Source organism: Parabacteroides sp. AM58-2XD, from assembly GCF_003463685.1.
GTDB classification, from domain to species: domain Bacteria; phylum Bacteroidota; class Bacteroidia; order Bacteroidales; family Tannerellaceae; genus Parabacteroides; species Parabacteroides segnis.
Window position 1 is genome coordinate 11,942 of record NZ_QSDP01000049.1, and the last position, 25,389, is coordinate 37,330.

Sequence of the window (25,389 nt, forward strand, 5' to 3'; positions counted from 1 at the left end):
TGCCGTTTCTCTTTTCATAAAGAAACAACATATCTATGACTAAAGAACTATTTATACGATCTCTCCAGGAGCGTATCCTGATACTGGATGGTGGTATGGGTACCATGATCCAGGGATTCAAACTCAATGAACAGGATTATCGCGGCGACCGTTTTGCCGATTTCCCCGGACAACTGAAAGGGAACAACGACCTGTTGTGCATTACCCGTCCGGATGTGATCAAATCCATTCACCGGCAATACCTGGATGCCGGGGCCGATATTTTTGCTACCAACACATTCAATGCCAACGCGATCTCGATGGAAGATTACGCTATGCAGGAATATGTGCGCGAAATAAACCTGGCCGCCGGTAAGTTGGGACGCGAAGTGGCCGACAAGTTCATGGCGGAACATCCCGACAGGACTGTTTTTGTTGCCGGCTCGATCGGTCCGACTAACAAGACCGCCTCCATGAGCCCCGATGTAAGCAACCCTGCTTATCGTGCCGTTACCTATAAAGATGTATATAAAGCATATAAGGAACAGGTGGAGGCCTTGATTGACGGTGGTGTCGATCTTATCCTTTTCGAGACTACCTTCGATACGCTGAACGTGAAAGCCGGACTCGAGGCAGCCGAAACAGCATTGAAGGAAAAAGGCAAAAACCTGTCCATCATGTTGTCCCTGACGTTGTCGGCTCAGGGCGGACGCACGTTGTCCGGGCAGACGTTGGGTGCTTTCCTGGCATCGGTTCAGCATATCAACCTGGTCAGCATCGGCCTGAACTGCTCGTTCGGTGCGGCCGATATGAAGCCTTATCTGGCGGAACTGGCCAAGCATGCCCCTTACTTTATCAGTGCCTATCCGAATGCCGGGTTGCCTAACAGTTTCGGTACGTACGATGAGACACCCGAAAAGATGGCTGTCCATGTCAAACCGTTTATCGAAGAAGGACTGGTAAATATTATCGGTGGCTGTTGCGGTACGACTCCGGCCCATATCGCCCAGTATCCGGCATTGGTAAAAGGAGCGAAGCCGCATGTGCCGGCTCCGAAACCGGATTGCCTGTGGCTGTCGGGCCTCGAACTGCTGGAAGTAAAGAAAGAAAATAACTTTATCAATATCGGCGAACGTTGTAACGTGGCCGGCTCGCGCAAGTTCCTGCGCCTGATCAAAGAGGGAAACTATGAAGAGGCGCTGACCATTGCCCGCAAACAGGTGGAAGACGGTGCCCAGGTGATCGATATCAATATGGACGACGGAATGCTCGATGCGGTGAAGGAGATGACTACTTTCCTGAACCTGGTAGCTTCTGAACCGGACATAGCCCGTGTCCCCGTCATGATCGACTCTTCCAAATGGGAAGTGATCGAAGAGGGACTGATGTGTGTGCAGGGAAAGAGTATTGTCAACTCGATCTCGTTGAAAGAAGGGGAGGAAGTCTTCCTGGCCCATGCCGCCCGCATCAAACAGTTGGGAGCTGCCGCCGTGGTGATGGCTTTCGATGAAAAAGGGCAGGCGGATACTTTCGAACGGAAAGCCGAAGTCTGCGGACGCGCTTACCGTCTCCTCCGGGAGAAAATAGATTTCGACCCGAACGGAATTATTTTCGACCCGAATGTGCTGGCAATCGCAACCGGGATGGAAGAACATAACCGATACGGACTCGATTTTATCCGTGCCGTCGAATGGATCAAACAGAACTTGCCGGGTGCGAAGGTGAGCGGCGGTATCAGTAACCTGTCGTTCTCATTCCGTGGAAATAATTATGTACGTGAGGCGATGCACTCCGTATTCCTTTACCATGCTATCAGCAAGGGACTGGATATGGGGATTGTCAACCCGTCGTCTGCCGTACTGTATGAAGATATAGAACCGGAATTCCGCAATTTGCTGGAAGATGTGATCCTGTACCGCCGTCCCGAAGCGGCAGAGGAACTGATCACCTATGCCCAGAACCTGGTCGTTGAGAAACAGGGCGGAACGGAAGAAAAGCATGAAGCCTGGCGTGAACAACCATTGAAGGAACGTCTTGAATACGCCCTGATAAAAGGTATCGGTGACCATCTGGAAGAAGACTTGCAGGAGGCGTTGAAGGAATATCCGCGTGCCGTGGATATTATCGACGGTCCGTTGATGAGCGGGATGAATAAGGTCGGCGAATTGTTCGGGGCCGGAAAAATGTTTCTGCCGCAGGTGGTGAAGACCGCCCGTACGATGAAAAAGGCAGTGGCTATCCTGCAACCGGCCATCGAGGCGCAGAAGTCCGCTTCCGGTTCGGCAAAAGCCGGAAAGGTGGTTTTTGCTACTGTAAAAGGCGATGTGCATGATATCGGAAAGAATATCGTTTCGATCGTCTTGGCCTGCAACAACTACGAAGTGATCGACCTGGGCGTGATGGTTCCTGCCGAAGTGATCGTGCAGACTGCCATGAAGGAGCAGCCTGACCTGGTTTGCCTGTCCGGCCTGATCACCCCTTCGTTGGAAGAGATGGTGCATGTGACGGATGAAATGCAGAAAGCCGGTCTGACCATACCTATTATGGTGGGCGGTGCGACAACCTCCAAATTGCATACGGCTATCAAGATCGCTCCTCATTACGACTATCCGGTGATCCATGTGCTCGATGCATCGCAGAACCCGTTGATCGCAGCCAAGCTGCTGAATCCGGATACCCGTGATGCGTATATCGAAAACCTGAATAATGAATATGAAGCCTTGCGTGCTTCCATGGAAAAGAAAAAGGAAGTGCTGGTTTCACTGAGTGAAGCCCGTGCCAATCCTCAACAGATAGACTGGAAGGGATATATGCCGGTAGTTCCGAATCAGATGGGTATTCATGTATTGCCTTATATCCCGTTGGAGGAAATCATTCCTTATATACATTGGACATTCTTCTTTACCGCCTGGAAACTGAACGGCCGCTTTGCCGGTATCACTCAGATACATGGTTGCGACGCTTGTCGTGCTTCCTGGCTGGCCGATTTTCCGGAAGAGGACCGTGCCAAGGCTGCCGAAGCCATGCAACTGTATAAAGACGCCGTTAAACTGCTGGACCGGCTGGTAGAGATGAAGGCTGAATATTGCAAGGCCATCTATGGTCTCTTCCCGGCTAACAGCGATGGCGATACGATCCGGATAGGAGAGATCGCGATTCCGGTATTGCGTCAGCAGTCGAAAAAGGAGGAGGGCATTTATAAATCGCTGGCCGATTATATCATGCCGGTGTCGGAAGGCCGTACCGATTATGCGGGTGCGTTTGTCGTAACGGCCGGTGTCGGTGCCGAAGACTTGAAGAATAAGCTGGAAGAAGAAGGGGATACCTACAATTCCATGTTGCTTCAGACATTGACGGACCGTCTGGCGGAAGCCCTGGCGGAATATCTCCATGAAAAAGTCCGCAAGGAATACTGGGGGTATGCTCCGGACGAAGCTTTGTCGATCCCTGACCTGTACAAAGTGAAATATCAGGGTATCCGTCCGGCAATCGGTTATCCTTCATTGCCCGACCAGTTGTTGAATTATACGTTGGACAACCTGCTCGATATGTCGCAGATCCATGTGAAACTGACGGAAAACGGTGCCATGTATCCCACCGCAACAGTCAGCGGTATCTACATCGCCCACCCTGATTCGCAGTATTTCATGATCGGCTCGATCGATGAAGAACAAATGAAAGAATATGCCAGTCGCCGCAACCTGTCGGAGGCGGAGGCAAAGAAATTGTTGAATAAGAATATATCCTGAATGTGGATGTGATTAAAAATATACGTTTGCGCTGGGTTGTACTGGCGGTCTTGCTGGTGTTTATCTGGACGACTATGTCTTCTCCTGTGATGGGAGAGTGGTATGCCCGTACGGTTTATCCGGTATTTTCGGCGGTGTTATCCCGTTTTTCTTCTCTTTTCCCTTTCTCGATCGGTGATTGCTTTATTTATGGCAGTATTGCCGGGTTGATAGTCTATCTGGTTTATGCGATTGTGAAACGGCGTCCGTGGCTGAGAACCATCGGGCGGATGGCGGAATTTTTGCTTTGGGTATATGTCTGGTTCTATATGGCCTGGGGGATGAATTATTTCAGGATGAACTTCTATGCCCGGGCGGAAGTGCCTTATGCAGCCTATTCGGAGGATAACTTCCGTTCGTTTCTGGCTGATTACACGGAGGCATTGAATGCTTCCTTTGTTCCTGTCGGGAAGATCGATAAGGCGGTCGTGGCGAAGGAGGTGGAGAAAAGCTACCGGGAAATAGCGGGACGTTTCGGCCTGGTCCGGCCGGCGGCTTACTTGCATCCGAAACCGATGCTGGTCCCGGCCCTGATGAGCGGTGTCGGCGTACTGGGATATATGGGACCGTTCTTTACCGAATACAATCTGAATCCGGATCTGCTTCCGATCCAGTATCCTTTCACCTATGCTCATGAAATGGCACATGTACTGGGCATTTCCAATGAGGCGGAGGCAAATCTGTACGGTTTTCTGGCATGTTCACGTTCCGAAGTGCCGGAAATACGTTTCTCCGCTTATTTCGGTTTGTTACCTTATGTGCTGGGCAATGTGTACCAGTTGTTGCCGGAAGAGGATTTCAACCGTTGGAAAGAAACAATCTCTCCGGATGTGAAGGATGCCTACAACCGTAAAGTGGCTTACTGGCAAACGTTGTATAGCCCGACAATCGGCGATATACAGGACACGGTCTATAATTGGTTCCTGAAAGGAAACAACATTCCTTCCGGCCGTCAGAATTATTCGGAAGTGGTCGCTCTTTTAATGGCTCTGGATGCTTCCTCACAAGAAAAATGATCGCGTAACAAGCCAACAGAAGGATTTACACCGGTGAAAAGATAGAAAATAAGCCAATGTGGCAATATGCCAATTTAGAAAGATTTGAGCTATCGGTTTAGTGACTGGTTGTAACTGGCTCCCCTTTGGAGAGGGGAAGGGGGTGTGTTAAATCCAGTCTATAAAACAGGCTTTGTTACAGGTTCATTTGCCGTCTGCTTTAGCTGACGGATTAATAAATTATCTATTTCTCCGGACTTTAGTCCCATTTCTTACAGGTTTCTATCTAAGAGAAATGTGGCTGAAGCCAAAAGAGAGAAATAACTTGTAAACCGTCAGCTGAAGCAAACGGCAAATGAATCTACAATAGTTAAGTGACTCTGATTATGGAGGTTGTATAGGCTGGAATATAACACACCCCCTTCCCCTCTCCAGAGGGGAGGCAGTTACAACCGGTCGATAATTAGATAGATCATATCTGATCATGACTGAAACAAATTAATACCTAACGGTAGATATTTGCTAAATAATTCTCTACTTTTGCGTATATCAATTATGTAGCAAATATCTAAAACTAATAAGATGAAAAATCAAAGACTGGGATGTGTATTGGCTGGTATAGCTATCTTTGGATTAACGGGGTGTTCGCCGGAATCGATAACCCTTGAAGGTAAAGTTTCGAATCTTTCCGGTAATACGATCGTTTATCGGCCGACAATGGATGGTATATACAATGCAACACAAAGAGATACCTTGTTTCTGCAAGCCGACAGTACGTATCGTATAACTTTTCCGTCTAAAGGAAATGAGAAGATATCCTTTTACATTTACGGGCAAAAATATCTGGGAACGGTTTATGCTGAACCGGGAAAGAATGTACTCGATATCGACGCATCCCTCGAAAATAGCCTGAGTATTGAAAATACGTTGGCAAATGAAAATGAAATAGTAAAAGAACTTTCCCGGTTACAGGGAGAAGTCTTTAATTTGAGAGCACGAAGAGGGGATGCTTTCCAGGTGGCAAAGGATACGGTAGCCTCTTCTGTCTATCAGAAACTGACGGACTATGCGTCGGGAATAGAACAAAAAATTAATGGGGTGGATGATGTATTCAAAAAGAGGGCGGTGCAAGACGTTCGTATGCAGATGTTGCTGGCCTTTATGAACCAATATTTCGGTATTGACTATCTGGGAACGGAAGAAACCAAGAAAGAGTGGGAGGCCGTTTATCCGGAAATGCTGGCATATGCTGATATCAGCGGCCGGAGAATGTCTTTTCCGACGCATTTGCTGATGTGATATCCAATGTAGCCGGTATAGAACTTTACATGAAAACAAAACAGCAGCCCAAAGACCGGAATGAAGGCAAACAGAAACTTTTCGACTGGTATAAAAACAACCTGAAAGGGCGTGTACAGGAAGTCGCCATGGCCAACGTTATTCTTGAAGATGCTTCGAACGAGAGTTATTCGACGGGGATACCCGCTTTATATGAACAGTTTAAAGAATTGCATCCTTCAAGCCTTCTCATGCCTTCACTCAATGAAGCTACACAAAAGAATATTGCGTTTAACAATATTGAGATACCGGAAGACGTCCATCTATTGAATACGGATAGCGTGCGTACTTTTGAAGAAATTGCGAATCGGTATTTAGGGAAGGTTATTTTTATTGATATCTGGGCTACATGGTGTAGTCCGTGTCGTGAATCTTTTGCTCACGTAAAACCTTTGCAGCAATATGCAAAGGAGAATGATATCGTGTTGCTTTATATATCGGTAGACCGTCAGACGGATGCGAACTTGTGGAAGAAACTGGCTGCATTTTATGATTTGAAGGGAGAACATGTTATCATTAACGACTTCTTCAAGATGGATATCTACAATACATTCGGCAATAATGGCGCATTATATCTTCCTCATTGTGCCATCATCAATAAGAAAGGAGAATTGCAATTCAAGAAAGCAGCCAGCCCGGAAGATATGGATAAACTGGCGGAACAGTTACGGGAAGCCGGTGAATGATTCTAAATTCTAACCTTATAATTCAGTAAGCCTTTAAGAAAGCAGGTTTTTGGGGAGTAATAAGAAGATGATCGGTAAATAATCTTTTAAACTGACCCGTAACTGTTTTAAGGCTTGCTGGATGCGGTAATTTACCGTTTGGGTGGAAACCTGCAGGATTTCGGCAATCTCTTTATAACTTTTATTTTCAAAGCGATGCATTACAAATGCCTCCCGGTAACTGGGCGGTAAGGCATGTATTGCCTCGATGATATGCTTTTTCAACTCTTCCGTTTGATAGAAATCGGTATCCTGTAGCATTTCCAGCATATATTCGTAGAAACGCGTTTCTGCCCGTAATTGTGACTGCTGGCGGGTAAGTTGATTGATACATCTGTGGTAGACAGCCTTGTACAGGTATTGGCTGAAGGAGGTATTGAAGGTTTGTATTTCCCGATTTTCCCATAACCATAACATGACATCCTGCACGATCTCTTCGGCATCTTCCAGACTGACAAATCGATTTGCATATGTACATAACATTGGATAGTATCTTCTGAATAAGGTACCATAGGCCTTTTTATCCCCATGTTGCATGGCTGATAACAGAAATAAATCATCTATCACTTGTGAGGTATTTTTCATATTACTTTCTCCCTGGTTGCAAAGGTAGGTTTTTTGTCGTAGAAAAAAAATATCAAAAAAAAGTGGATTCCCGTTTAGTAATCTGTCGTAGTTCTCTTGTCTAATATATAAAAAGGAATAAAAGTGCAGATGGAAACATTTAATATAGATAAGATCGAAGAGATTCTTCCCCGGTATTGTTCCGGTGAGGCAACGATAGAAGAATGCCGGATGGTAGAGGAATGGATCGGGCAGTCGGAAGATAATTACCGGATTGTCAAACAAATGTATGCCATCGATCAGGCAATGGGCGCGGTGCGGATGGAATCGCAGGTGAATACAGAGAGGGCTTTGGCTTCCGTCAACCGTAAAATGAGTAAGGAACATTCGCTCGTAAACTGGTTTATCTGGGTACAGCGGGTGGCAGCTATTCTCTTTGTTCCCCTTCTTATTATCTGGGGCATCGAGCACTTTACTCCCCGGACTGAGATTGCCCGGATGATCGAGATAAAAACAAATCCGGGAATGACGACGACTGTCGACCTTCCTGACGGTTCCAAAGTCTATCTTAATTCGGAATCTTCTTTGACCTATCCTTCTTCTTTCAGTGGAGAAAAGAGAAATGTTCAACTAAAAGGAGAGGCCTTCTTTGAAGTACAGAAAGATCCTGAGCATCGTTTTATCGTATCCGGTCCTTGTCAAACGCAGATTGAAGTTCTGGGAACGTCTTTTAATGTGGAAGCGTTCGAGAGAGATTCGTTTATCTCCACAACGTTGGTGGAAGGGAAAGTTCGCTTTGCTTATCAGAAGAATCAGCAACTAGCTACGGTAGAGATGAAGCCCGGACAAAAACTGCTGTATGATACAACCTCTTCTCAGGTTAAGTTGCTCCGGACAAGCGGTGAAACAGAAACTGCCTGGAAAGACGGAAAGATCGTTTTCCTGGCAACTCCGTTACCGGAAGCATTGCGGATGTTGGAGAAACGTTTTAATGTAAACTTTGTGTTATCCAATGACCGTCTTCGCAGTGAAGCTTTCAACGGAACTTTCACAAACCAGCGTCTGGAACGTATATTGGAAATATTTAAAATATCATCGAATATAAAATGGCGTTATCTGGATACCCAGAATACGACAAATGAGAGAGCGAGAATAGAAATTTATTAATCTAATTGAAAAGATCATGAAAAGCAAACCACCCTAAAGAAAAACATCCGGTGAAATATTGGCGTATTTCACCGGATGGAAAGAATTAATTTAAAACGCTTGTTTGGCGACAAGCAGTAGTAAATCACTTTTATTAATTAGATCAGTACAAAGTTATGCAAAAACATTTTAATACCCAACAGTTTTGGGTAGCAGAGTTTCTGCGGTTTATCTTAAATAAAATACCGAGAGTTATGAAGTTATCAGTCTTCTTACTATTATGTTCCATCGGTTTGGCGCAAGCAACAGACAGCTATGCACAGAAGGCTACAGTGATTCTGGAGATGCGGAATCAAACGGTAAAGGAAGTGTTAGACGAGATCGAGGAACAATCAGATTTCTCATTCTTCTTCAATATCAAACATGTCGATCTGAATCGGAGGGTCTCTGTCGTAGCTAAGAAAAGCGATATATTCAAAGTGCTGGAAACTGTGTTTGCCGGTACGGATGTGCATTATTCGGTAGTAGATAAGAAAATTATCTTGTCGACAGAGAAACAGGAATCATTAATAGTACAACAAAAAGGAAAGACAATTACGGGTGTTGTTAAGGACCAGAACGGCGACCCTGTTATTGGGGCAAATGTGATAGAGAAAGGCACAACGAATGGAGTAATAACAGACATCGATGGTAAGTTCAGTTTGACAGTATCGAATAAAGCAACAATACAGGTTTCTTATATTGGGTATCTTGGGCAGGAAGTGACTGTCGGAGACCGTACGGATTTGACTATTGCATTGAAGGAAAATTCGCAAGAGTTGGATGAAGTAGTGGTTGTTGGGTATGGGGTGCAGAAGAAAGTAAATTTAACGGGAGCGGTAGCATCTGTAAGTTCAAAAGATTTGGCAGAGCGTCCACAACCGAATGTCCAAAATATGATACAGGGAAAAGTTACAGGTTTACAAATAGTAACCAATACAGGGCAGCCAGGTCGAGATTCTGGATCTATTTTGATTAGGGGAAAGGGCTCTTTTGGGGCTGATTCAGCTCCATTAATATTAGTAGATGGTGTTGTTGGAGAATTCAGTGCATTGTCACCTGATGATATTGAATCTATTAGTGTATTGAAAGATGCAGCTTCGGCATCAATATATGGAGCAAGAGCAGCAAATGGTGTGATTCTGGTTACGACAAAAAAAGGTAAAGCGGGAAAAGCACAAATCTCTTACAGCTTTAATTATGGTTGGCAGCAAGCAACTAAATTAGGAGATCAGATATGGGATTCTGCTACTTATATGGAAATGTATAATCAGATGGCGGATAGAATGGGAGGACGTACCAAATACTCTCAAGAAATGATAGATAGATATAAGGACCCTAATCGAAATAAATTATTATATCCAGATTATAATTGGATGGAAGAAACATTCAAGACTGGACATACAATGAGCCATAATGTAGGCATTAATGGAGGAACGGAGAAAGTTACTTATAATGTAAGCCTGGGTTATTTAGATCAAGAAGGATTGCTTCCTAATCATGACTATCGGCGGTTGACAGGCTTGATGAATTTGGAGGCTCAAGTGCATGACAGAATTAAGATAGGGCAACGTCTCAATTTTATAATGGAAAGGTAGGGGAACCTTATTATACGAATCACGCTTTGATATTAATGATCGCTTCATCTCGTCCAATGGCAATGCCTTATTTACCAGATGGAAGTGGAAGGTACTCTTATGAAAGTATGCCGGAAAATTTAGGAGGTGAGTGGCAGAATCGAAATCCTGTTTGGGCCATGAATGAAACTTCCCGAGATATAGAGAATTGGATAGCGAATGCACAGGCTTATGCAATGGTTGATTTCATTAAAAAGGATAATATGAAATTGACATGGAATACACGTGCCGGATTCCGTTATGCCGACCAATTTCAAAAACAACATTATCCTGCTCATCCAGAAGGTTATTATTATCTTCCAGAATCTGAATATCTCTCAGGGGGGCGTAATGAACATATCTTGGCTACAGATTTCTTCCCTGAAAAAGGAGTATATAATTATACCCACAGACAATTGTATACTATGTTTTATACGACATTGGATTACCAATGGGATATAACACCAGATCATTCTTTAAGAGCCTTGTTGGGTTTTCAAGACGAAGGGCAAAGTCTTCGAACAATGAGTGGCCGTCGTGATTTTTATCCATCAGATTCGATGACGGAGTTAGACGGAGGTTCGACAGAAGGACAAACATTATCTGGAAATATAACTGAATTTGCGTTAAGATCTTTATTTGGAAGATTAAATTATGCCTATCAAGGTAAATATCTGGCAGAAGTGAATTTTAGATATGATGGAACAAGTCGTATTTATAAAGATAACCGATGGGGTATTTTCCCTTCTTTTTCTGCAGCATGGCGCATTTCTGAGGAAAACTTCATTAAGGACAATTTATCTTGGGTGAATAATTTAAAACTGAGAGCTTCTTGGGGAAAATTAGGTAACTCAGAAATTGGTAATTATCCATATCAAGATGTATATCAAACAGCTTCTTATATATTTGATAATGAAGTTGCTCAAGGTGTTGTACAAAATGCATTGAAGAACAAAGATTTGAAATGGGAAACAACAACAGCAACGGATATAGGTTTGGAAGCTAATTTGGCCAATGGATTATTCAGTTTGACGTTTGACTGGTATAATAAGGTTACTGATGGTATATTGTCACAGGCTCCTATTCCAGCGAGTGTTGGAATGTCGGCTCCAACGGTTAATTACGGAAAATTACGAAATCGAGGTGTTGAATTCGAAGTAGGACATCAAAACAAGATTGGCGATTTTACGTATGGAGCAAGTTTCATGGCCTCTTTTAATAAGAATAAAGTACTTCAATTAATGGCTCCTTCTTATGGAAGTAATATTTATGAAGAAGGGAAACCATATGGAGAACATTATCTTTATATTTGGGATGGAATATTCCAATCAAAAGAAGATATAGCTAACTCCCCAAAACATCCTTACAATCCACAACCGGGAGATATTAAATTCAAAGATTTGAATGAAGATGGCGTGATCAATAGTGAAGACCGGACGATGGTGAAAGGTGTTTATCCTAAGATGCTGTATTCTTTTAATCTGAATTTTGGTTATAAAGATTTTGACTTGTCTTTATTTTTCCAAGGTGTGGAAGGACGGAAGATTTGGACAAACTTCTTTGGTGAAGATCCTTTCTCTCAAGGAGCACCTCCAAATAAAAAATTCTTGAATGCATGGACTCCTGAGAATACAGATACAGATGTGCCTGCTTTATATGCACCTGGATATGCTCCAATGTGGAATACACGATCTACCTATAATTTGAAAGACGCATCTTATTTACGATTGAAAAATTTGCAATTTGGGTATAATGTTCCTAAGCGTTATTTGAATAAGATAGGAATTGATTTTTTAAGGGTCTATTTCTCTGGAGAAAATTTATTTACATTAACAGAATATCCGGATTATGACCCGGAAAGAGGAGGTGATGGTTGGCACGTTCAATATCCACAAGCAAAAACATATTCTTTAGGTGTTAATTTACGGTTCTAAATGATTATTAATATGAAAATAAATAAGTTATTTAATTTAGCTCTTGTGTTATTTGGGTCTTTTTATTTGACTTCTTGCCACGAGATGGATTTATTTCCTCAGGATCAATTAGGTCCTGATAATTTCTGGAAATCAGAAAGGGATATTGAAATGGGATTAACTGGTGTGTATTCCAAAATGAGAAATGGGTATATGGACTGGAATATGTATTGGTTAGAAGGAATCACAGATAATGCCTATTGTAGGCATGGTTCTCAGATGGTTTTCTTTAATATGCAGCAGGGTTATATAGAACCGACTACTGGAGGTCCTGTGAGTGATATATATGCAGGTTCTTATGTGGGTATTTCTGCTTGTAATGTATTCTTAAAGAATTTTTATCAGGTAAAGGAGGCTATTTTTACTTCTGATTCTGATGCCAATAAATATGAAGCTGAAGTTCGTTTTCTGAGAGCTTATTGTTATTTCAATTTAGCAATGCACTATGGAGATGTCCCTTTATATAAAGAGTTATTGGATACAATAGACGATTATAAAGTAAAACAGAGTTCGGCAGAAGATGTGTATGCTTTTATAAATGAGGATCTTGATTTTGCTATTGAAAATTTGGAAGATGTAGCTTATGCAAGTGGACATGCAGTGAAGTCATCAGCTAAAGCATTGAAGGCTCGTGTTGCTTTATTTAGGGGGGATTGGAAAACTGTAGAAGATGAAACAAAAGGTATCATTAATGCAGGGAAAAATAAATTAGCAGATACGTATGAATCTATTTTTATTAAACGTGAAGGTCAAGCCAATAATCCCGAAATTATATTTTCTATTAATTATTTGAATCCTGATTATCGTCATAATGCGGAAATGGAGTTTTATTATTGGAATGCTTTGACTCCAACCAAAGATTTAATAGATATATATGATACAGAAAAAGATACACGGTTCAAGTCTTGGTATGTATATGTAGGGAAAGGAGAAAAAACGTGGACAAATCCTTTTGGAGAAGAGGTTGAAATGGAACAAACATCTTTGACGGGGTATGTCTTATTAAAGCATTTTGATAAAAATAACAAGAGTATTTATGCAAATACAGCTTATGATTTTAGGACGGATAATAATATAATCGTCTTAAGATATGCAGATGTCCTTCTGATGTATGTTGAGGCGATGCTTGAACAGAATAATGGAGTTACGACAGATCCTTTGGCTGTTCAATCCTTTAATAGTATTCGAGAACGAGCAGGTTTAGAAACACTCTCTTCTGTGACAAGAGATGGACTTCGTAATGAACGAAGAAGAGAGTTAGCATTTGAAGGGTTGAGACATTTTGATTTGGTCCGTTGGAAAATAGCTAAAGATGTAATGAACAATTTAGTTACTCCAGGAGGCCCTTGTCATTTTGAAGATCGGTATTATGTGTGGCCTTTCCCGCAAAGTGAAATAGATATTAATCCGAAGTTGGATCAAAAGTCTGGATATTAATAGTTTGTTGGATTTATGTCGGAACAAAAATATTGGTTATAGATAATTTGAATTCAAAATTTTCTATTTTATGGATATTCCTATTAATAATCATTTTTTGTTTCGACATAATTTGTTGTTAAATTTTATTTATATGATTAAGCATATGTTATGTAAAGCAATTTTAGGGTTGTTGTTTGTAATGATTCCTATTATAGGATATTCTCAAGATATTCCATTACCATCAGAAGCACAGTTACGTTGGCAAAAATATGAACAGATTATGTTTTTGTGTTTAGATCCTTGTACATGGCAAGGTCGTGAATATGATAATCATTCATATCCGATATCGAAGATTAATCCTAAACAATTGGATACAGATCAATGGTGTAAGGTAGCTAAATCTTGGGATGCTAAAATGATTTTATTTGTTGCTAAACATGCTGGTGGTTTTTGTTGGTGGCAGACGAATACAACGGAATATGGAATAAAGAATACATCGTGGCGTAATGGAAATGGTGATGTACTGAGAGATTTATCTGAATCTTGCAAAAAATATGGATTGGATTTAGGTATTTACGTTTATCCCGGTGATGAACAGTGGGGTGCAGGAATTGGTAGTGGTGGAAAAACGGAAGATCCCACAAAGCAAGAGGCTTATAATAAGATCTATCGTCAGCAGTTGACAGAAGTATTAACTAAGTATGGTCCTATAAAGGAGGTTTGGTTTGATGGGAATTGTCATGTGCCAATTAATGATATATTGGAAAAATACGCTTCTGACGCAGTCATTTTGCAGAGTAAAAAAGCAAATATTCGCTGGGTGGGAAATGAGGATGGTATTGCCCCGAATCCTAATTGGTATATGGTTAATAAAAAAGATTTAGACACAGGTATCTCAACAGCATTACATTCTGATGTGAACGGTGATTGTTACGCACCTGTAGAAGTGGATGTTCCAATGCTAAAGAATAATGCTCATAAATGGTTTTGGGCACCTAATACCGATCATTTGTTATTATCTGTAGAGCAATTGATGAATTTGTATTATAAATCGGTAGGAAGGGGAGCTGTTTTGTTGCTAAATTCAACTCCGGATACAACTGGGTTGATTCCAGTTTCTCATGTAAAGCGGTATGCGGAGTTCGGAAAGGAAATAAAGAAAAGATTTGCTCATCCGATCAAAAAGACCTCAGGGAATACCCAAGAACTAATTTTAGATTTAGGGAAGCCTACCGTTGTGAATCATTGTATTCTGCAAGAACAATTAGAAAAAGGTCAACGTGTCACTTCTTATACAATAGAAGGTTTAGATAAGGATGATAAGTGGATCTTGTTGAGTAAAGGAACATCGATTGGAAATAAAAAAATCGACTATTTCCCGAATGTGTCGGTTAGCCAAGTGCGATTGCGTATTCAATCTAGTAAGTCAATACCTCAGATTTCTAACTTTGCTGTATATCAGGTAGAAAGTGATCTGTCTGATATTTTGGCTATGAACAATTTAGAAAAACCAATAGTTATTTCTTCATGGGAAAAAGATACTTATTCCGAAGAAGAGTGGACAGATGTAGTTTTTGATTTGACTCCGTATGTCAATAGTATAGGTCATTATGATATTGTTTTTAATTTGTTGGCGGGAGATTATATTACTAGACAACCAACTGGATTGCAATTTAAGGATTGGAAATTAGAGATGTACGGAAAAGAATTTCCGGAAGGTATCACTAAATTAGAAGGGAAAAATGTATTTAGGATCACTCGTTCTCAACAGACATTAGATGAATTTCCGACCCGTTTACGAATGAAAATTAAAAGAAATCCTGCGAAATCAACAGGAGAAGTGACTATACAAAGAATCGTTTATTGAAAATAGAAATTATATGACAAATTTCAAATGGTATTACGATCTTCGTGAAAATATGATCACAAAAGACTTGGAATTTTCAGGTCGTAAACTGGACTTGGGTGGTGCAAATATTGCGGAAGTTCTGGATATGACGACAGGCAAGAGCAATGGTACGGTAACACCGGGTGGCATGGTACAGTTGAAAAGTGACAAAATCAAGTGTGTCAATGCAGACGGTTCGGGTATCGGTAAACTAACGTTGTATAATAAATCCGAATCGGGTGAGGAAATAACTGTTATAGGAGTGAGATCCGTCAAAGATCATCTTTATATTCCCGACAGATTTATTTGCTGGCGAATATCGGTTAGAGATAGAAACGTATTTCACTACCGGGACAACGCTGTTGAAAGAACCTCGTACGTTGGTGTGCCCGATCAAACTCAATGTTAGTTAATAAAGTTTAGATCAGTACAGGTTGTTTGTGAGCTTCCTTTCAAGGTACTTGTGACGATCGTCACAAACAATTTGTAGTTTGGATCTATCCTGTTTTAATTTTTCGATTTCAAAAATAAGCATAAAACTCTAAAGTAAGAATTATGAAATGGGGGTATGTCATATTATTGGGAATATTTATTTCTTTATCTCTGAAAGCACAAAATTCCAACATTCCGTTACCATCTCAAGCTCAATTAAAGTGGCAACAGTATGAACAAATTATGTTTGTACATTTAAGTCCAGCCATTTGGCAAGGTCGTGAATATGATAATCATTCCTATCCGATTTCTAGGATTAATCCCAAACAATTGAATACAGATCAATGGTGTGAAGTTGCTAAATCTTGGAATGCTAAAATGATTTTATTTGTTGCTAAACATGCTGGTGGATTTTGTTGGTGGCAGACAAATACATCGGATTATGGTATTAAGAATACACCATGGCGTAATGGTAAAGGTGATGTGTTGAAAGATTTATCAGCATCCTGTAAAAAATATGGATTGGATTTAGGTATTTACGTTTATCCCGGTGATGAACACTGGGGTGCAGGAATTGGTAGTGGTGGAAAAACGGAAGATCCTTCAAAGCAAGAGGCTTATAATAAGATCTATCGTCAACAGCTGACAGAAGTATTGACTCAGTATGGTCCGATAAAGGAAGTTTGGTTTGATGGAAATTGTCATGTTCCAGTGAATGATATATTGGAAAAATACGCTTCTGACGCAGTCATTTTGCAAAGTAAGAAAGCAAATATTCGTTGGGTAGGAAATGAAGATGGTATTGCTCCTGATCCAAACTGGTACACCGTAAATAAGAAAGATTTGGATACAGGTGTTTCAACAGCTTTACACTCTGATATAAACGGAGACTGTTATGCTCCAGTAGAAGTGGATGTACCCATGTTAAAAAATCAGGGACATAAATGGTTTTGGGCGTCCAATACAGATCATTTGTTATTATCTGTAGAGCAATTAATGAATTTGTATTATAAGTCGGTAGGAAGAGGTTCTGTGTTATTACTTAATTCTACTCCGGATACTACGGGTTTGATACCGACATCGCATGTAAAGCGGTATGCGGAATTTGGAAAAGAAATAAAGAAAAGATTTGATCATCCGATCAAAAAGACCTCGGGGAATACCCAAGAACTAATTTTAGATTTAGGGAAGTCTACCGTTGTGAATCATTGTATTCTGCAAGAACAATTAGAAAAAGGCCAACGTGTCACTTCTTACAAGATAGAAGGCTTGGATAAGAATAATAAGTGGATCTTGTTGAGTAAAGGAACATCGATTGGAAATAAAAAAATAGATTATTTCCAGAATACTTTGGTCAAAAAGGTCCGGTTACAAATATTGGCTAGTAAATCAGCACCTCAAATACGTAATTTTGCAGTATATCATGTCGAAAGTGACTTGTCGGATATTACGGCAATGAATAATATGGCAAAACCTGTGGTAATATCATCTTGGGGAAATTCAACTTACTCGGAAGAATCATGGATTGAATTGACATTAGATTTGACTCCATATGTTAACAACATAGGTCATTATGACATTTCATTTAATGTGTTGGCTTATGATTATACCAATAAGCAACCAACCGGATTACAATTTAAGGATTGGAAATTAGAGATGTATGGAAAAGAATTTCCGGAAGGTATAACTAAGTTAGATGGAAAAAGTGTTTTCCGGATCACTCGCTCTCAACAAACTTTGGATGAATATCCTACCCGTTTGCGAGTAAAAGTGAAGCGAAATCCTACGAAGTCGGCTGGAGAGGTAACGATTCAGCGGATTGTTTATTAATCTTTATTAGAAAAATTAGAAAGGATATATATCTGAAAAATAATAAGAAAATGAAAAGCAGTTTGATAACTTATTTATTGTTGGGCGTTTGTTGTTTATTACCTTCTTGTACTTTAGAAAATAAGCAAGAGTCCCGATCATTAGAATTATATTTTAATAAACCTGCAAAGGTTTGGGAAGAAGCAATTCCAATAGGAAATGGACGTTTGGGTGGAATGGTTTTTGGTGGGGTTTCAGAAGAAAGAATTCAAACCAATGACGATACGTTCTGGTCTGGAGAACCTCGTGATGTTCAGAATCCTTCGGCAGTGCAATATTTACCTCAAATAAGGCAGTTGTTGTTGGATGAGAAAAATCTGGAAGCACAGGAATTGATTGATAAACGATGTTGGGACCTTGGAATGAATGTTATATGCCATTGGCTGATATCGTATTAAAGATGGAAGAGGAAGATTATTCTGATTATAGTCGGGTTCTGGACTTAAATCGAGGAGTTGTAACCGTTCGTTATAAGCAGGGCGATGTAACTTATACGAGAGAGATATTTGCTTCTTATCCGGATCAAGCGATTGTTGTCAAATTGGCATCAGACAAAAAGGCCTCTTTGGAAATGGACTTAATGCTAGAGAGTCAAATAAAGCATCAGGTACAAGTCGTAAATGATCGTACTTTGTCTATTACAGGTACTGCTCCGAAACATGCAGAACCTCATTATCAGGGAAAGCATGATCCTGTTTACGAAGATGGACATGGTATGCGTTTTGAAGGGCGATTGGAAATTTTACAGACAGATGGGCATGTAACAACTGATACCGATAAATTGAAATTGGAAGATGCTTCTTCGGCCGTATTAGTTTATGTCGCTGCTACTAGTTACAATGGCTTTGATAAGGATCCTAATACGGAAGGTAAAGATGAGAAGAAGCTTTGTGATAAATATCTGGATCAAGCGGACAATCATGGCTATCAGCAATTATTGGAACGTCACGAAGCTGATTACAAAGAGTTGTTTGGTCGTGTAAGTCTTGATTTGGGATCTTCTTCCGCTGATTCATTATCTTTGGATGAACGTATTAAGCAATATAAGCCGAGAACGGATCCTGCTTTGACGGCTCTTTATTTCCAGTTTGGTCGTTATCTGTTAATTGCATCTTCTCGTCCAGGTTCTCAACCATCCAATTTACAAGGGATCTGGAATAAAGACATACAACCGGCTTGGAGTTCCAATTGGACCATTAATTGTAATGCTCAGATTAATTATTGGCCGGTTGAAACGGCAAACTTGTCGGAATGTCATTTGCCCTTGATGGATATGATCAAGGAAATTACTGTTGATGGTAGTAAAACAGCTCAGAATTTGTATCATTGCCGTGGTTGGATCGCTCATCATAATATTGATATTTGGCGGACAACATGGCCGGTCGGTGGATCTGGCTTGTGGGCAATTTACCAAATTGGAGGTGCTTGGTTGTGCCAGCATATTTGGGAACATTATTTGTTTACACAAGACAAAGAGTTTTTGAAGGAATATTATCCGGTTTTGGCAGGAGCTTCTTTGTTTTATTTAGATAATTTACAGATGGACAAAGAGGGATATTGGGTGACCAATCCTTCTGAATCTTTTGAAAATACGTATGTAAAGCCTAATGGTGAAGTTGGCTGGGCATGTATGGGGGCTGCTCAAGATATGCAAGTGATTCGCTCGTTATTTAAAAACACGATGGCGGCGATTGATATTTTGGGAGAAGATGCACAATTTAAATTGGAGATACAAAAGAAATATGATAAATTGGCACCAATGAAAATAAGTCCACGTACTGGTCGTTTGCAGGAATGGAATGATGATTGGAGCGCATCTAATCCAAATAGCGGACAGGTGGCTCATGGATGGGGATTTGTTGCTAGTGATTTGATAACTCTTCGTGGTACTCCGGAACTGGCGCAAGCATTCAGAAAAACATTGGAACATAGAAAACCTGGATATTCCTATAATAGTGGAAGTTGGACCGGGGCTTTTCCGGCAAATTTTTGGGCGCGTATGGCCGAGGGGGATAGTGTACAACGGGTTATTGACCGTCATTTTATGAAAGCATTGAATCCTAATTTTACATGTAACTTTACAGGATATTGGGAAATAGACGGAAATTTGGGTATGGCTGCATCTGTGGCGGAAATCTTGTTACAGAGTCATGCCGGTGAGATTGATTTGTTGCCAGCATTACCTTCTAAATATCCGACAGGAAGCGTTCGTGGTTTACGTGCTCGTGGTGGTTACGAGGTAGATATTTACTGGAAAGAGGGTAAATTGGAAAAGGCTGTTATAAAAGCGGATCGAACAAAGAAAGATGGATTTGTTTCTGTTCGATATAGAGATATGGTTAAATCTATTAAGTTTGTAAAAGGGAAAACTGTTACATTGAATAGTTTTCTCGAATAATTATTAGGTATATTGATAAGGGAACTTATTGAATAGTACTTTTTTTAACAGGACTATAGTTTTGCTTTGTTGGGCATTATATTGTAGTCCTGGACTTTCTTTGAATGTATGTGCTAAGAATCTTTTTATTTTGTAACTATAAACCAGCTGATTTTTCCGTAACTTTGTCCTTGGTACGAAAACAAAAGCAGATTATGGCAACACTTTATCCGATAGGTATACAGAACTTTGAGAAGATCCGTAAAGAGGGGTATCTTTATGTTGATAAGACCGCATTGATTTATCAATTGGTTCAGACGGGGAGTTATTATTTCCTGAGCCGCCCCCGCCGTTTCGGTAAAAGCCTGTTGATATCTACCTTGGAAGCCTATTTCCAGGGAAAGAAAGAGTTATTCAAAGGCTTGGCGATGGAGCAGTTGGAGAAGGATTGGATAGAGTATCCGATTCTGCATTTGGATTTGAATACCGGCAAGTATGACTCGGTGGAACAATTGATGTATGTCTTGGATGATACGTTACATAATTGGGAACTCCTGTATGGGCGTTCGGAAACGGAGAAGACACCTGAACTTCGTTTTAAGGGAATTGTTCGCCGTGCATATGAAAAGACGGGTCGTCGTGTGGTCATTCTGGTGGATGAATATGATAAGCCATTGTTGCAGGCGATTGGCGATGAAGTGCTCCAGGAAGAGTTCCGAAATATGCTGAAAACCTTCTATGGGGTGTTGAAGACGATGGACGGTGCGATCCGCTTTGCCTTGCTGACCGGTGTTACGAAGTTTGGCAAAGTAAGTGTGTTCAGCGATTTGAACAACTTGGACGATTTGTCCATGCGTGATCCGTATGTAACCCTTTGCGGCATATCGGAAGAAGAGTTGCATGCCTATTTTGATGACGATATCCATGCATTGGGTGTTTCGTTGAACCTCACGTTTGAAGGGACTTGTTCTTTGCTGAAGAAGCAGTATGACGGCTATCATTTCACGGCAGGCAGTCCGGGTGTTTATAATCCGTTCAGCCTTTTGAATGCCTTTAAATATAAGCAGTTGGGTAGTTATTGGTTTGAGACGGGAACCCCCACTTATTTGGTAGAATTGTTGAAGCGCACGGATTATGATTTGTATCGCATGGCGCATACGGAAACGGATGTGGACGTGTTGAACAGCATTGATGCCGTTTCATACAATCCCATACCGGTCATTTACCAAAGCGGTTATCTGACGATCAAGGATTATGATCCGGAGTTTAAGATGTACACGCTTGGTTTTCCAAACGAGGAAGTCGCAGAAGGTTTTACCCGTTATCTGTTGCCTTTTTATACATCCGTAAAAGCGGGTGACACCGCATTCCAAGTTCAACATTTTGTTAGAGATATCCGTAAGGGGGATGTGGATGCGTTCTTAGTTCGTCTTCAAAGTTTCTTTTCCGATACGCCTTACGAGTTGATCCGCAATTTGGAGGTACATTACCAGAATGTCTTGTTTATAGTTTTCAAGCTGGTCGGTTTTTATGCCCAAGTGGAGTATCGTACATCACGTGGTCGTATAGATTTGGTGTTACAGACCGACCGTTACATTTATGTCATGGAGTTCAAGTTGAATGGAACGGCAGAAGAGGCCTTGCAACAGATCGAAGACAGGCAATACGCCTTGCCGTTCGCATCCGACCCGCGGACTCTGTTTAAAATCGGTGTGAGTTTCGATAATGAAACGCGGAATATTGCGGAGTGGATCGTCCGGTCGTAAGATTCTCTTTCTCAGAAAAAAGTTTTTCGAAAATAATCCTTCATTTCTTCATCTGTAAAAACTTGTTGTTTATTATCAATGCTTTTCAGATGAAGGCAATGAATAAACCCTAGTGCTTCGATACCCATTTTTCTCCAATTTACCTTCATCGATTAGCTTTTTCAGGTCTTCTAAAGCACGATACTTGGAGCAACCCGTCAGTTCCCGGTAATCGCTGCAAGTGATATAGTGATGTTTTTCCAGATATTCCATCAGCCTGCGGACCCGTTCCCCGAAAGGGGGTAACACTCCTTTTCCTTCCGGCATGCGTTCCAGATCCATTGTTTTTAATTTACTTTTCAGGTATTTTCCGCAGCGGAAGTTGACATTCTTGAAATGAATCGATTCGCTACGGATTTCCTTCTTATCCATGACCGGGCGTGAAGAAAGCGAAACGCTGAGGAAGCCGAAATTCTCTACTTCGACATTGTAGCCTTGTTCCAATCTGTCGGCTACCACATCTGCAAGGACCCGTAAAGCCCCTTTGATGTCTGCTCCCGAAATTCCCGAACGGTTTTCGACTTCTTCGATTAAATCGTCGGTATGGAGTGTCCCGAGAGGTACTACACGCGGATGCAACGCTTGTTTTTTCTTCTCTCCAGTAGGGTTCGGATTGCGAACCATTCGATATCTTGCACACATATCAGTTATTGTTTAAGGTGTAACCAGGCATCCGGTAATGCCGGAGTGCTTTCTTTTAATTTATCAGCCAACTGTCATACGCTTGTTTGATAGCTGACAAACGCTTGTAAGACTACTGTTGAATAAGCGTTTGACAATTGACAAACAAGAAAGAATAACGCACTAAAGATATAAATAATAATCGACAGAAGCCTTGTTATCCATAGCTTTTTTTCTTATCTTTAAGCAGAAAATACACCTTGGATCACAAGCAAATGAATATAACACAGTATAAAGACGGAAGTAAGTCCGTTAAAACCTTTTCACTTAGTGAATTAGTTGATACGATGAAGGACCGTGCGTCCGGTCGTGCAGTAGAAGAATTTCGGGAAAAACTGGAGGAGTGTCCTCCGGGTCATCCTTGTCCGGCGGCAAGTAAACTGCCCCGGATTGTTTTTGGTGCCGAATATCGGAAGAAGAACGGAGATATGAAAATGGCAGCCTACAACGGTCTTGTCCTTCTCGAAGTCGGTAATCTGTCCGGGTATACGGAGGCGACGGAGGTGCGGCGGAAGGCAGCCGGTTCGCTGCAAACACTGCTTGCTTTTATCGGCTCAAGCCGTAAAAGCGTGAAGATTGTCGTACCTTTTACATTGCCGGACGGTTCTTTGCCTCGTAACAGTGAACTGGCGGGGTGGTTTCATGCACATGCTTACCAATTGGCACTCAATTATTACCGGATGCAATTGCAGCGGGATATCGCTTTCCGGCAACCGGTTATAGAGCAGTCTTGCCGTATCTCCTATGATCCCGATCTTTATTATAATCCGGCGGCTGTTCCGGCAACACTCGAACAGCCTTTGCAAATGCCTGGCGAACCGACTTTTCGCGACGTGAAGCAGCAGGAACCGTTGCCGCTTCAGCGGATGGAGGCGGGGCACGAACGTAGTAGTTCTGTTTATCTGCTCTATCAGGTGGCTCTGAAAAAGGCGATAGAGGAGGTGAAAAAGGAACTGGGGGATGCGGAAGAGGACACGTTGTTGGTCCGTTTGGCAGAGAATTGCCTGCGGGCAGGCATACCGGAGGAAGATGTGCTGAAATGGTCGTATGCGAACATGCACTTCCGGCGTAGTGAAACGGAATTGCGGGCGGCTGTGCATAATGCCTATCTGCTGGATAAATATTATGGTGTTGGTCCGGTGATGCCGGCTTGCCAGAATCTGGTGCTCCGGATGGAAGAGTTTATGAAACGACGGTATGAATTGCGACGGAATGAGTTGAAAGGGGAGGTGGAGTATCGCGAGCGGCGTTCCTATTATTATGATTTTTTCCCGGTCACAGAGGAGGTGCTCAATACGATCTCTTTGCATGCACAAGCCGAAGGACTTGATTTATGGGATCGCGATGTGAAACGCTATATCTATTCCAATAAGATACCGCTGTTCAATCCGCTGGATGATTATTTGGATCATTTGCCCGAATGGGATGGGAAAGATCATATCCGTGCATTGGCGGATACCGTGCCGACATCGTCGAAACTGTGGCGCAATCATTTTTATCGCTGGTTTTTGGGGCTGGTTGCCCAATGGAAACAGATGAGTAGCGTGTATGCCAACAGTGTCTTGCCTTTGCTGGTGGGTGAGCAGGGATGTGGAAAGTCTACCTGGTGCCGTAATCTGTTGCCGCCTGTTCTGCGCGACTTTTATACGGATAGCATTGATTTTGGGAATCGCCGTGACGCCGAACTGATGCTGCATCGATTTGCCCTGATCAATATCGATGAGTTCGATTCGGTGGGGGCTTCCCGCCAGTCTTTCCTGAAACATCTGCTTCAGAAGCCGGAGGTGAATACCCGCAAGCCTTATAAATCGAGTGTTCGGGTGTTGAAACGGTATGCCGGATTTGTCGGGACTTGTAATAATATGGACCTGTTATCCGATCCGACCGGTAGCCGTCGTTTCCTTTGTGTTGAAATTAAAGGGGAGATCGACCGCCGCTATTTGGTTGACCATGACCAGCTATATGCTCAGGCCATTTATTTGTTGCGGGCAGGCGAACGTTATTGGTTTACGCATGAAGAGGAACTGGCTGTTACTCGGCAGAATGAGGCATTTGAGCAAGTGCCGGTGGAAGAGCAGTTGTTGTTGCAGTATTTTCGTGCCGTTCCTGTTGGGGAAGATGGAGGCGATTGGTTATCAGTAGCTGAGATCATGCAACATATCCGTAAGCGTAGCCGCCTTAGTTTCAGTAACACAACGATCAATGGCTTTGGCCGTTTGCTGCGCCGAAATAACTATCCTTCTCGCCACGCTTTGCGTGGAAATTTGTATCATGTAGAGGAGATCGGATGATATTCTTCATTTTGTTCATCTGCAAGGCGTTTATTCTTAGTGTTATAGCTTTGCGGATGAATAAATGAAGGAAAAAATTGGAAAACTTTTGAGTAAGAGTTACGGCAATAGTTACTTTATTAAAGACTGCTTATGTGGATACCCGGTACAATCCGCAGAAGATTAAGGAGTATGCGGAGAAAGTTTTGTGAAACTTGTCAGAAATCCGCGTCGCCGCAATCAAACGGTTTTATCTTTTCTAATTCTTCCAACTTTGCTAATTTCATGTTCACATCATAAAGGTTGCTATTTTCTTTATATTCTCGTAAGCTTCCTTTATACGTCTTTTTTCATCGTCAGAAGCTGGTTTCACATCCTTAATGGATTGATTAAAATGCTTTGCGTCTTCTCCAAATATGATTGGAGTCTCTTTTATCGGTTTGGCCATCGTAATAATTGTTTATAGTTTATAAATCCGATACAAA

General features: G+C 41.7%; 17 protein-coding genes and 2 pseudogenes. 16 read left to right on the forward strand and 3 right to left on the reverse strand.

The window, feature by feature from the left end:
• Window positions 1-35: 35 nt before the first annotated feature.
• The 4 genes from metH to DXA15_RS26525 all read left to right on the forward strand — a co-directional run bounded on the left by metH (window position 36) and on the right by DXA15_RS26525 (window position 6,786).
• The gene (gene metH, locus DXA15_RS13145) at window positions 36-3,728 is read left to right on the forward strand and encodes a methionine synthase (protein ID WP_128134332.1); all 3,693 of its coding nucleotides are present in this window, start codon (window positions 36-38) and stop codon (window positions 3,726-3,728) included.
• Window positions 3,729-3,739: 11 nt separating this feature from the next.
• Window positions 3,740-4,783: a DUF3810 domain-containing protein gene (locus tag DXA15_RS13150; RefSeq protein WP_128134346.1), complete on the forward strand. Its 1,044-nt coding sequence runs from the start codon at window positions 3,740-3,742 to the stop codon at window positions 4,781-4,783.
• 561 nt (window positions 4,784-5,344) lie between these two features.
• Window positions 5,345-6,061 (forward strand): hypothetical protein, encoded by a 717-nt coding sequence (locus DXA15_RS26520; RefSeq protein WP_233567259.1) that lies wholly within the window; start codon window positions 5,345-5,347, stop codon window positions 6,059-6,061.
• Between the two features lie 29 nt (window positions 6,062-6,090).
• Complete coding sequence (locus DXA15_RS26525; RefSeq protein WP_233567260.1) at window positions 6,091-6,786, forward strand: redoxin family protein; 696 nt, start codon at window positions 6,091-6,093, stop codon at window positions 6,784-6,786.
• Between the two features lie 33 nt (window positions 6,787-6,819).
• On the opposite strand, the gene DXA15_RS13160 is transcribed toward DXA15_RS26525, so the two are convergent.
• Window positions 6,820-7,410, reverse strand: coding sequence for an RNA polymerase sigma-70 factor (locus tag DXA15_RS13160; RefSeq protein WP_128134333.1), 591 nt, complete (start codon window positions 7,408-7,410; stop codon window positions 6,820-6,822).
• A gap of 129 nt (window positions 7,411-7,539) precedes the next feature.
• Between DXA15_RS13160 and DXA15_RS13165 the strand changes: the two genes are divergently transcribed.
• The 11 genes and pseudogenes from DXA15_RS13165 (at window position 7,540) to DXA15_RS13210 (ending at window position 21,914) form a co-directional block, all read left to right on the forward strand.
• Window positions 7,540-8,556, forward strand: a complete 1,017-nt coding sequence (locus DXA15_RS13165) for a FecR family protein (RefSeq protein WP_128134334.1) — start codon at window positions 7,540-7,542, stop codon at window positions 8,554-8,556.
• Window positions 8,557-8,711: 155 nt separating this feature from the next.
• On the forward strand, window positions 8,712-10,172 hold the full coding sequence (locus DXA15_RS27635; RefSeq protein WP_255419964.1) for a SusC/RagA family TonB-linked outer membrane protein: 1,461 nt from the start codon (window positions 8,712-8,714) through the stop codon (window positions 10,170-10,172).
• 35 nt (window positions 10,173-10,207) lie between these two features.
• Entirely contained in the window at window positions 10,208-12,124 is a 1,917-nt protein-coding gene (locus DXA15_RS27640) for a SusC/RagA family TonB-linked outer membrane protein (RefSeq protein ID WP_255419965.1), read from the forward strand.
• A gap of 12 nt (window positions 12,125-12,136) precedes the next feature.
• Window positions 12,137-13,600 (forward strand): RagB/SusD family nutrient uptake outer membrane protein, encoded by a 1,464-nt coding sequence (locus DXA15_RS13180; protein WP_158579660.1) that lies wholly within the window; start codon window positions 12,137-12,139, stop codon window positions 13,598-13,600.
• 70 nt (window positions 13,601-13,670) lie between these two features.
• The gene (locus DXA15_RS13185; RefSeq protein WP_128134337.1) at window positions 13,671-15,449 is read left to right on the forward strand and encodes an alpha-L-fucosidase; all 1,779 of its coding nucleotides are present in this window, start codon (window positions 13,671-13,673) and stop codon (window positions 15,447-15,449) included.
• A gap of 52 nt (window positions 15,450-15,501) precedes the next feature.
• A pseudogene (locus DXA15_RS27990) lies at window positions 15,502-15,696 on the forward strand (DUF4469 domain-containing protein); the annotation flags it as partial.
• Window positions 15,697-15,757: 61 nt separating this feature from the next.
• Entirely contained in the window at window positions 15,758-15,883 is a 126-nt protein-coding gene (locus DXA15_RS27995; RefSeq protein WP_368077567.1) for a DUF4469 domain-containing protein, read from the forward strand.
• A 142-nt stretch (window positions 15,884-16,025) separates the two neighbouring features.
• Window positions 16,026-17,732, forward strand: coding sequence for an alpha-L-fucosidase (locus tag DXA15_RS13195; RefSeq protein WP_128134339.1), 1,707 nt, complete (start codon window positions 16,026-16,028; stop codon window positions 17,730-17,732).
• Between the two features lie 50 nt (window positions 17,733-17,782).
• Window positions 17,783-18,555: pseudogene (locus DXA15_RS28000) on the forward strand (glycoside hydrolase N-terminal domain-containing protein); the annotation flags it as partial.
• A 1,329-nt stretch (window positions 18,556-19,884) separates the two neighbouring features.
• Window positions 19,885-20,169, forward strand: a complete 285-nt coding sequence (locus tag DXA15_RS28005; RefSeq protein ID WP_369683067.1) for a glycoside hydrolase family 95-like protein — start codon at window positions 19,885-19,887, stop codon at window positions 20,167-20,169.
• Between the two features lie 191 nt (window positions 20,170-20,360).
• The gene (locus DXA15_RS13210; protein ID WP_128134348.1) at window positions 20,361-21,914 is read left to right on the forward strand and encodes an ATP-binding protein; all 1,554 of its coding nucleotides are present in this window, start codon (window positions 20,361-20,363) and stop codon (window positions 21,912-21,914) included.
• A gap of 75 nt (window positions 21,915-21,989) precedes the next feature.
• Here the strand turns inward: DXA15_RS13210 and DXA15_RS13215 are convergent, their stop codons facing one another.
• Window positions 21,990-22,595, reverse strand: a complete 606-nt coding sequence (locus tag DXA15_RS13215) for a DNA-binding domain-containing protein (protein WP_128134342.1) — start codon at window positions 22,593-22,595, stop codon at window positions 21,990-21,992.
• A 254-nt stretch (window positions 22,596-22,849) separates the two neighbouring features.
• On the opposite strand from DXA15_RS13215, the gene DXA15_RS13220 reads away from it, so the two are divergent.
• Entirely contained in the window at window positions 22,850-24,925 is a 2,076-nt protein-coding gene (locus DXA15_RS13220; protein ID WP_128134343.1) for a VapE domain-containing protein, read from the forward strand.
• A 268-nt stretch (window positions 24,926-25,193) separates the two neighbouring features.
• Here the strand turns inward: DXA15_RS13220 and DXA15_RS25525 are convergent, their stop codons facing one another.
• A complete protein-coding gene (locus DXA15_RS25525; RefSeq protein WP_199676316.1) occupies window positions 25,194-25,352 on the reverse strand; it encodes a hypothetical protein in 159 nt (52 codons plus the stop codon).
• Between the last annotated feature and the right edge of the window lie 37 nt (window positions 25,353-25,389).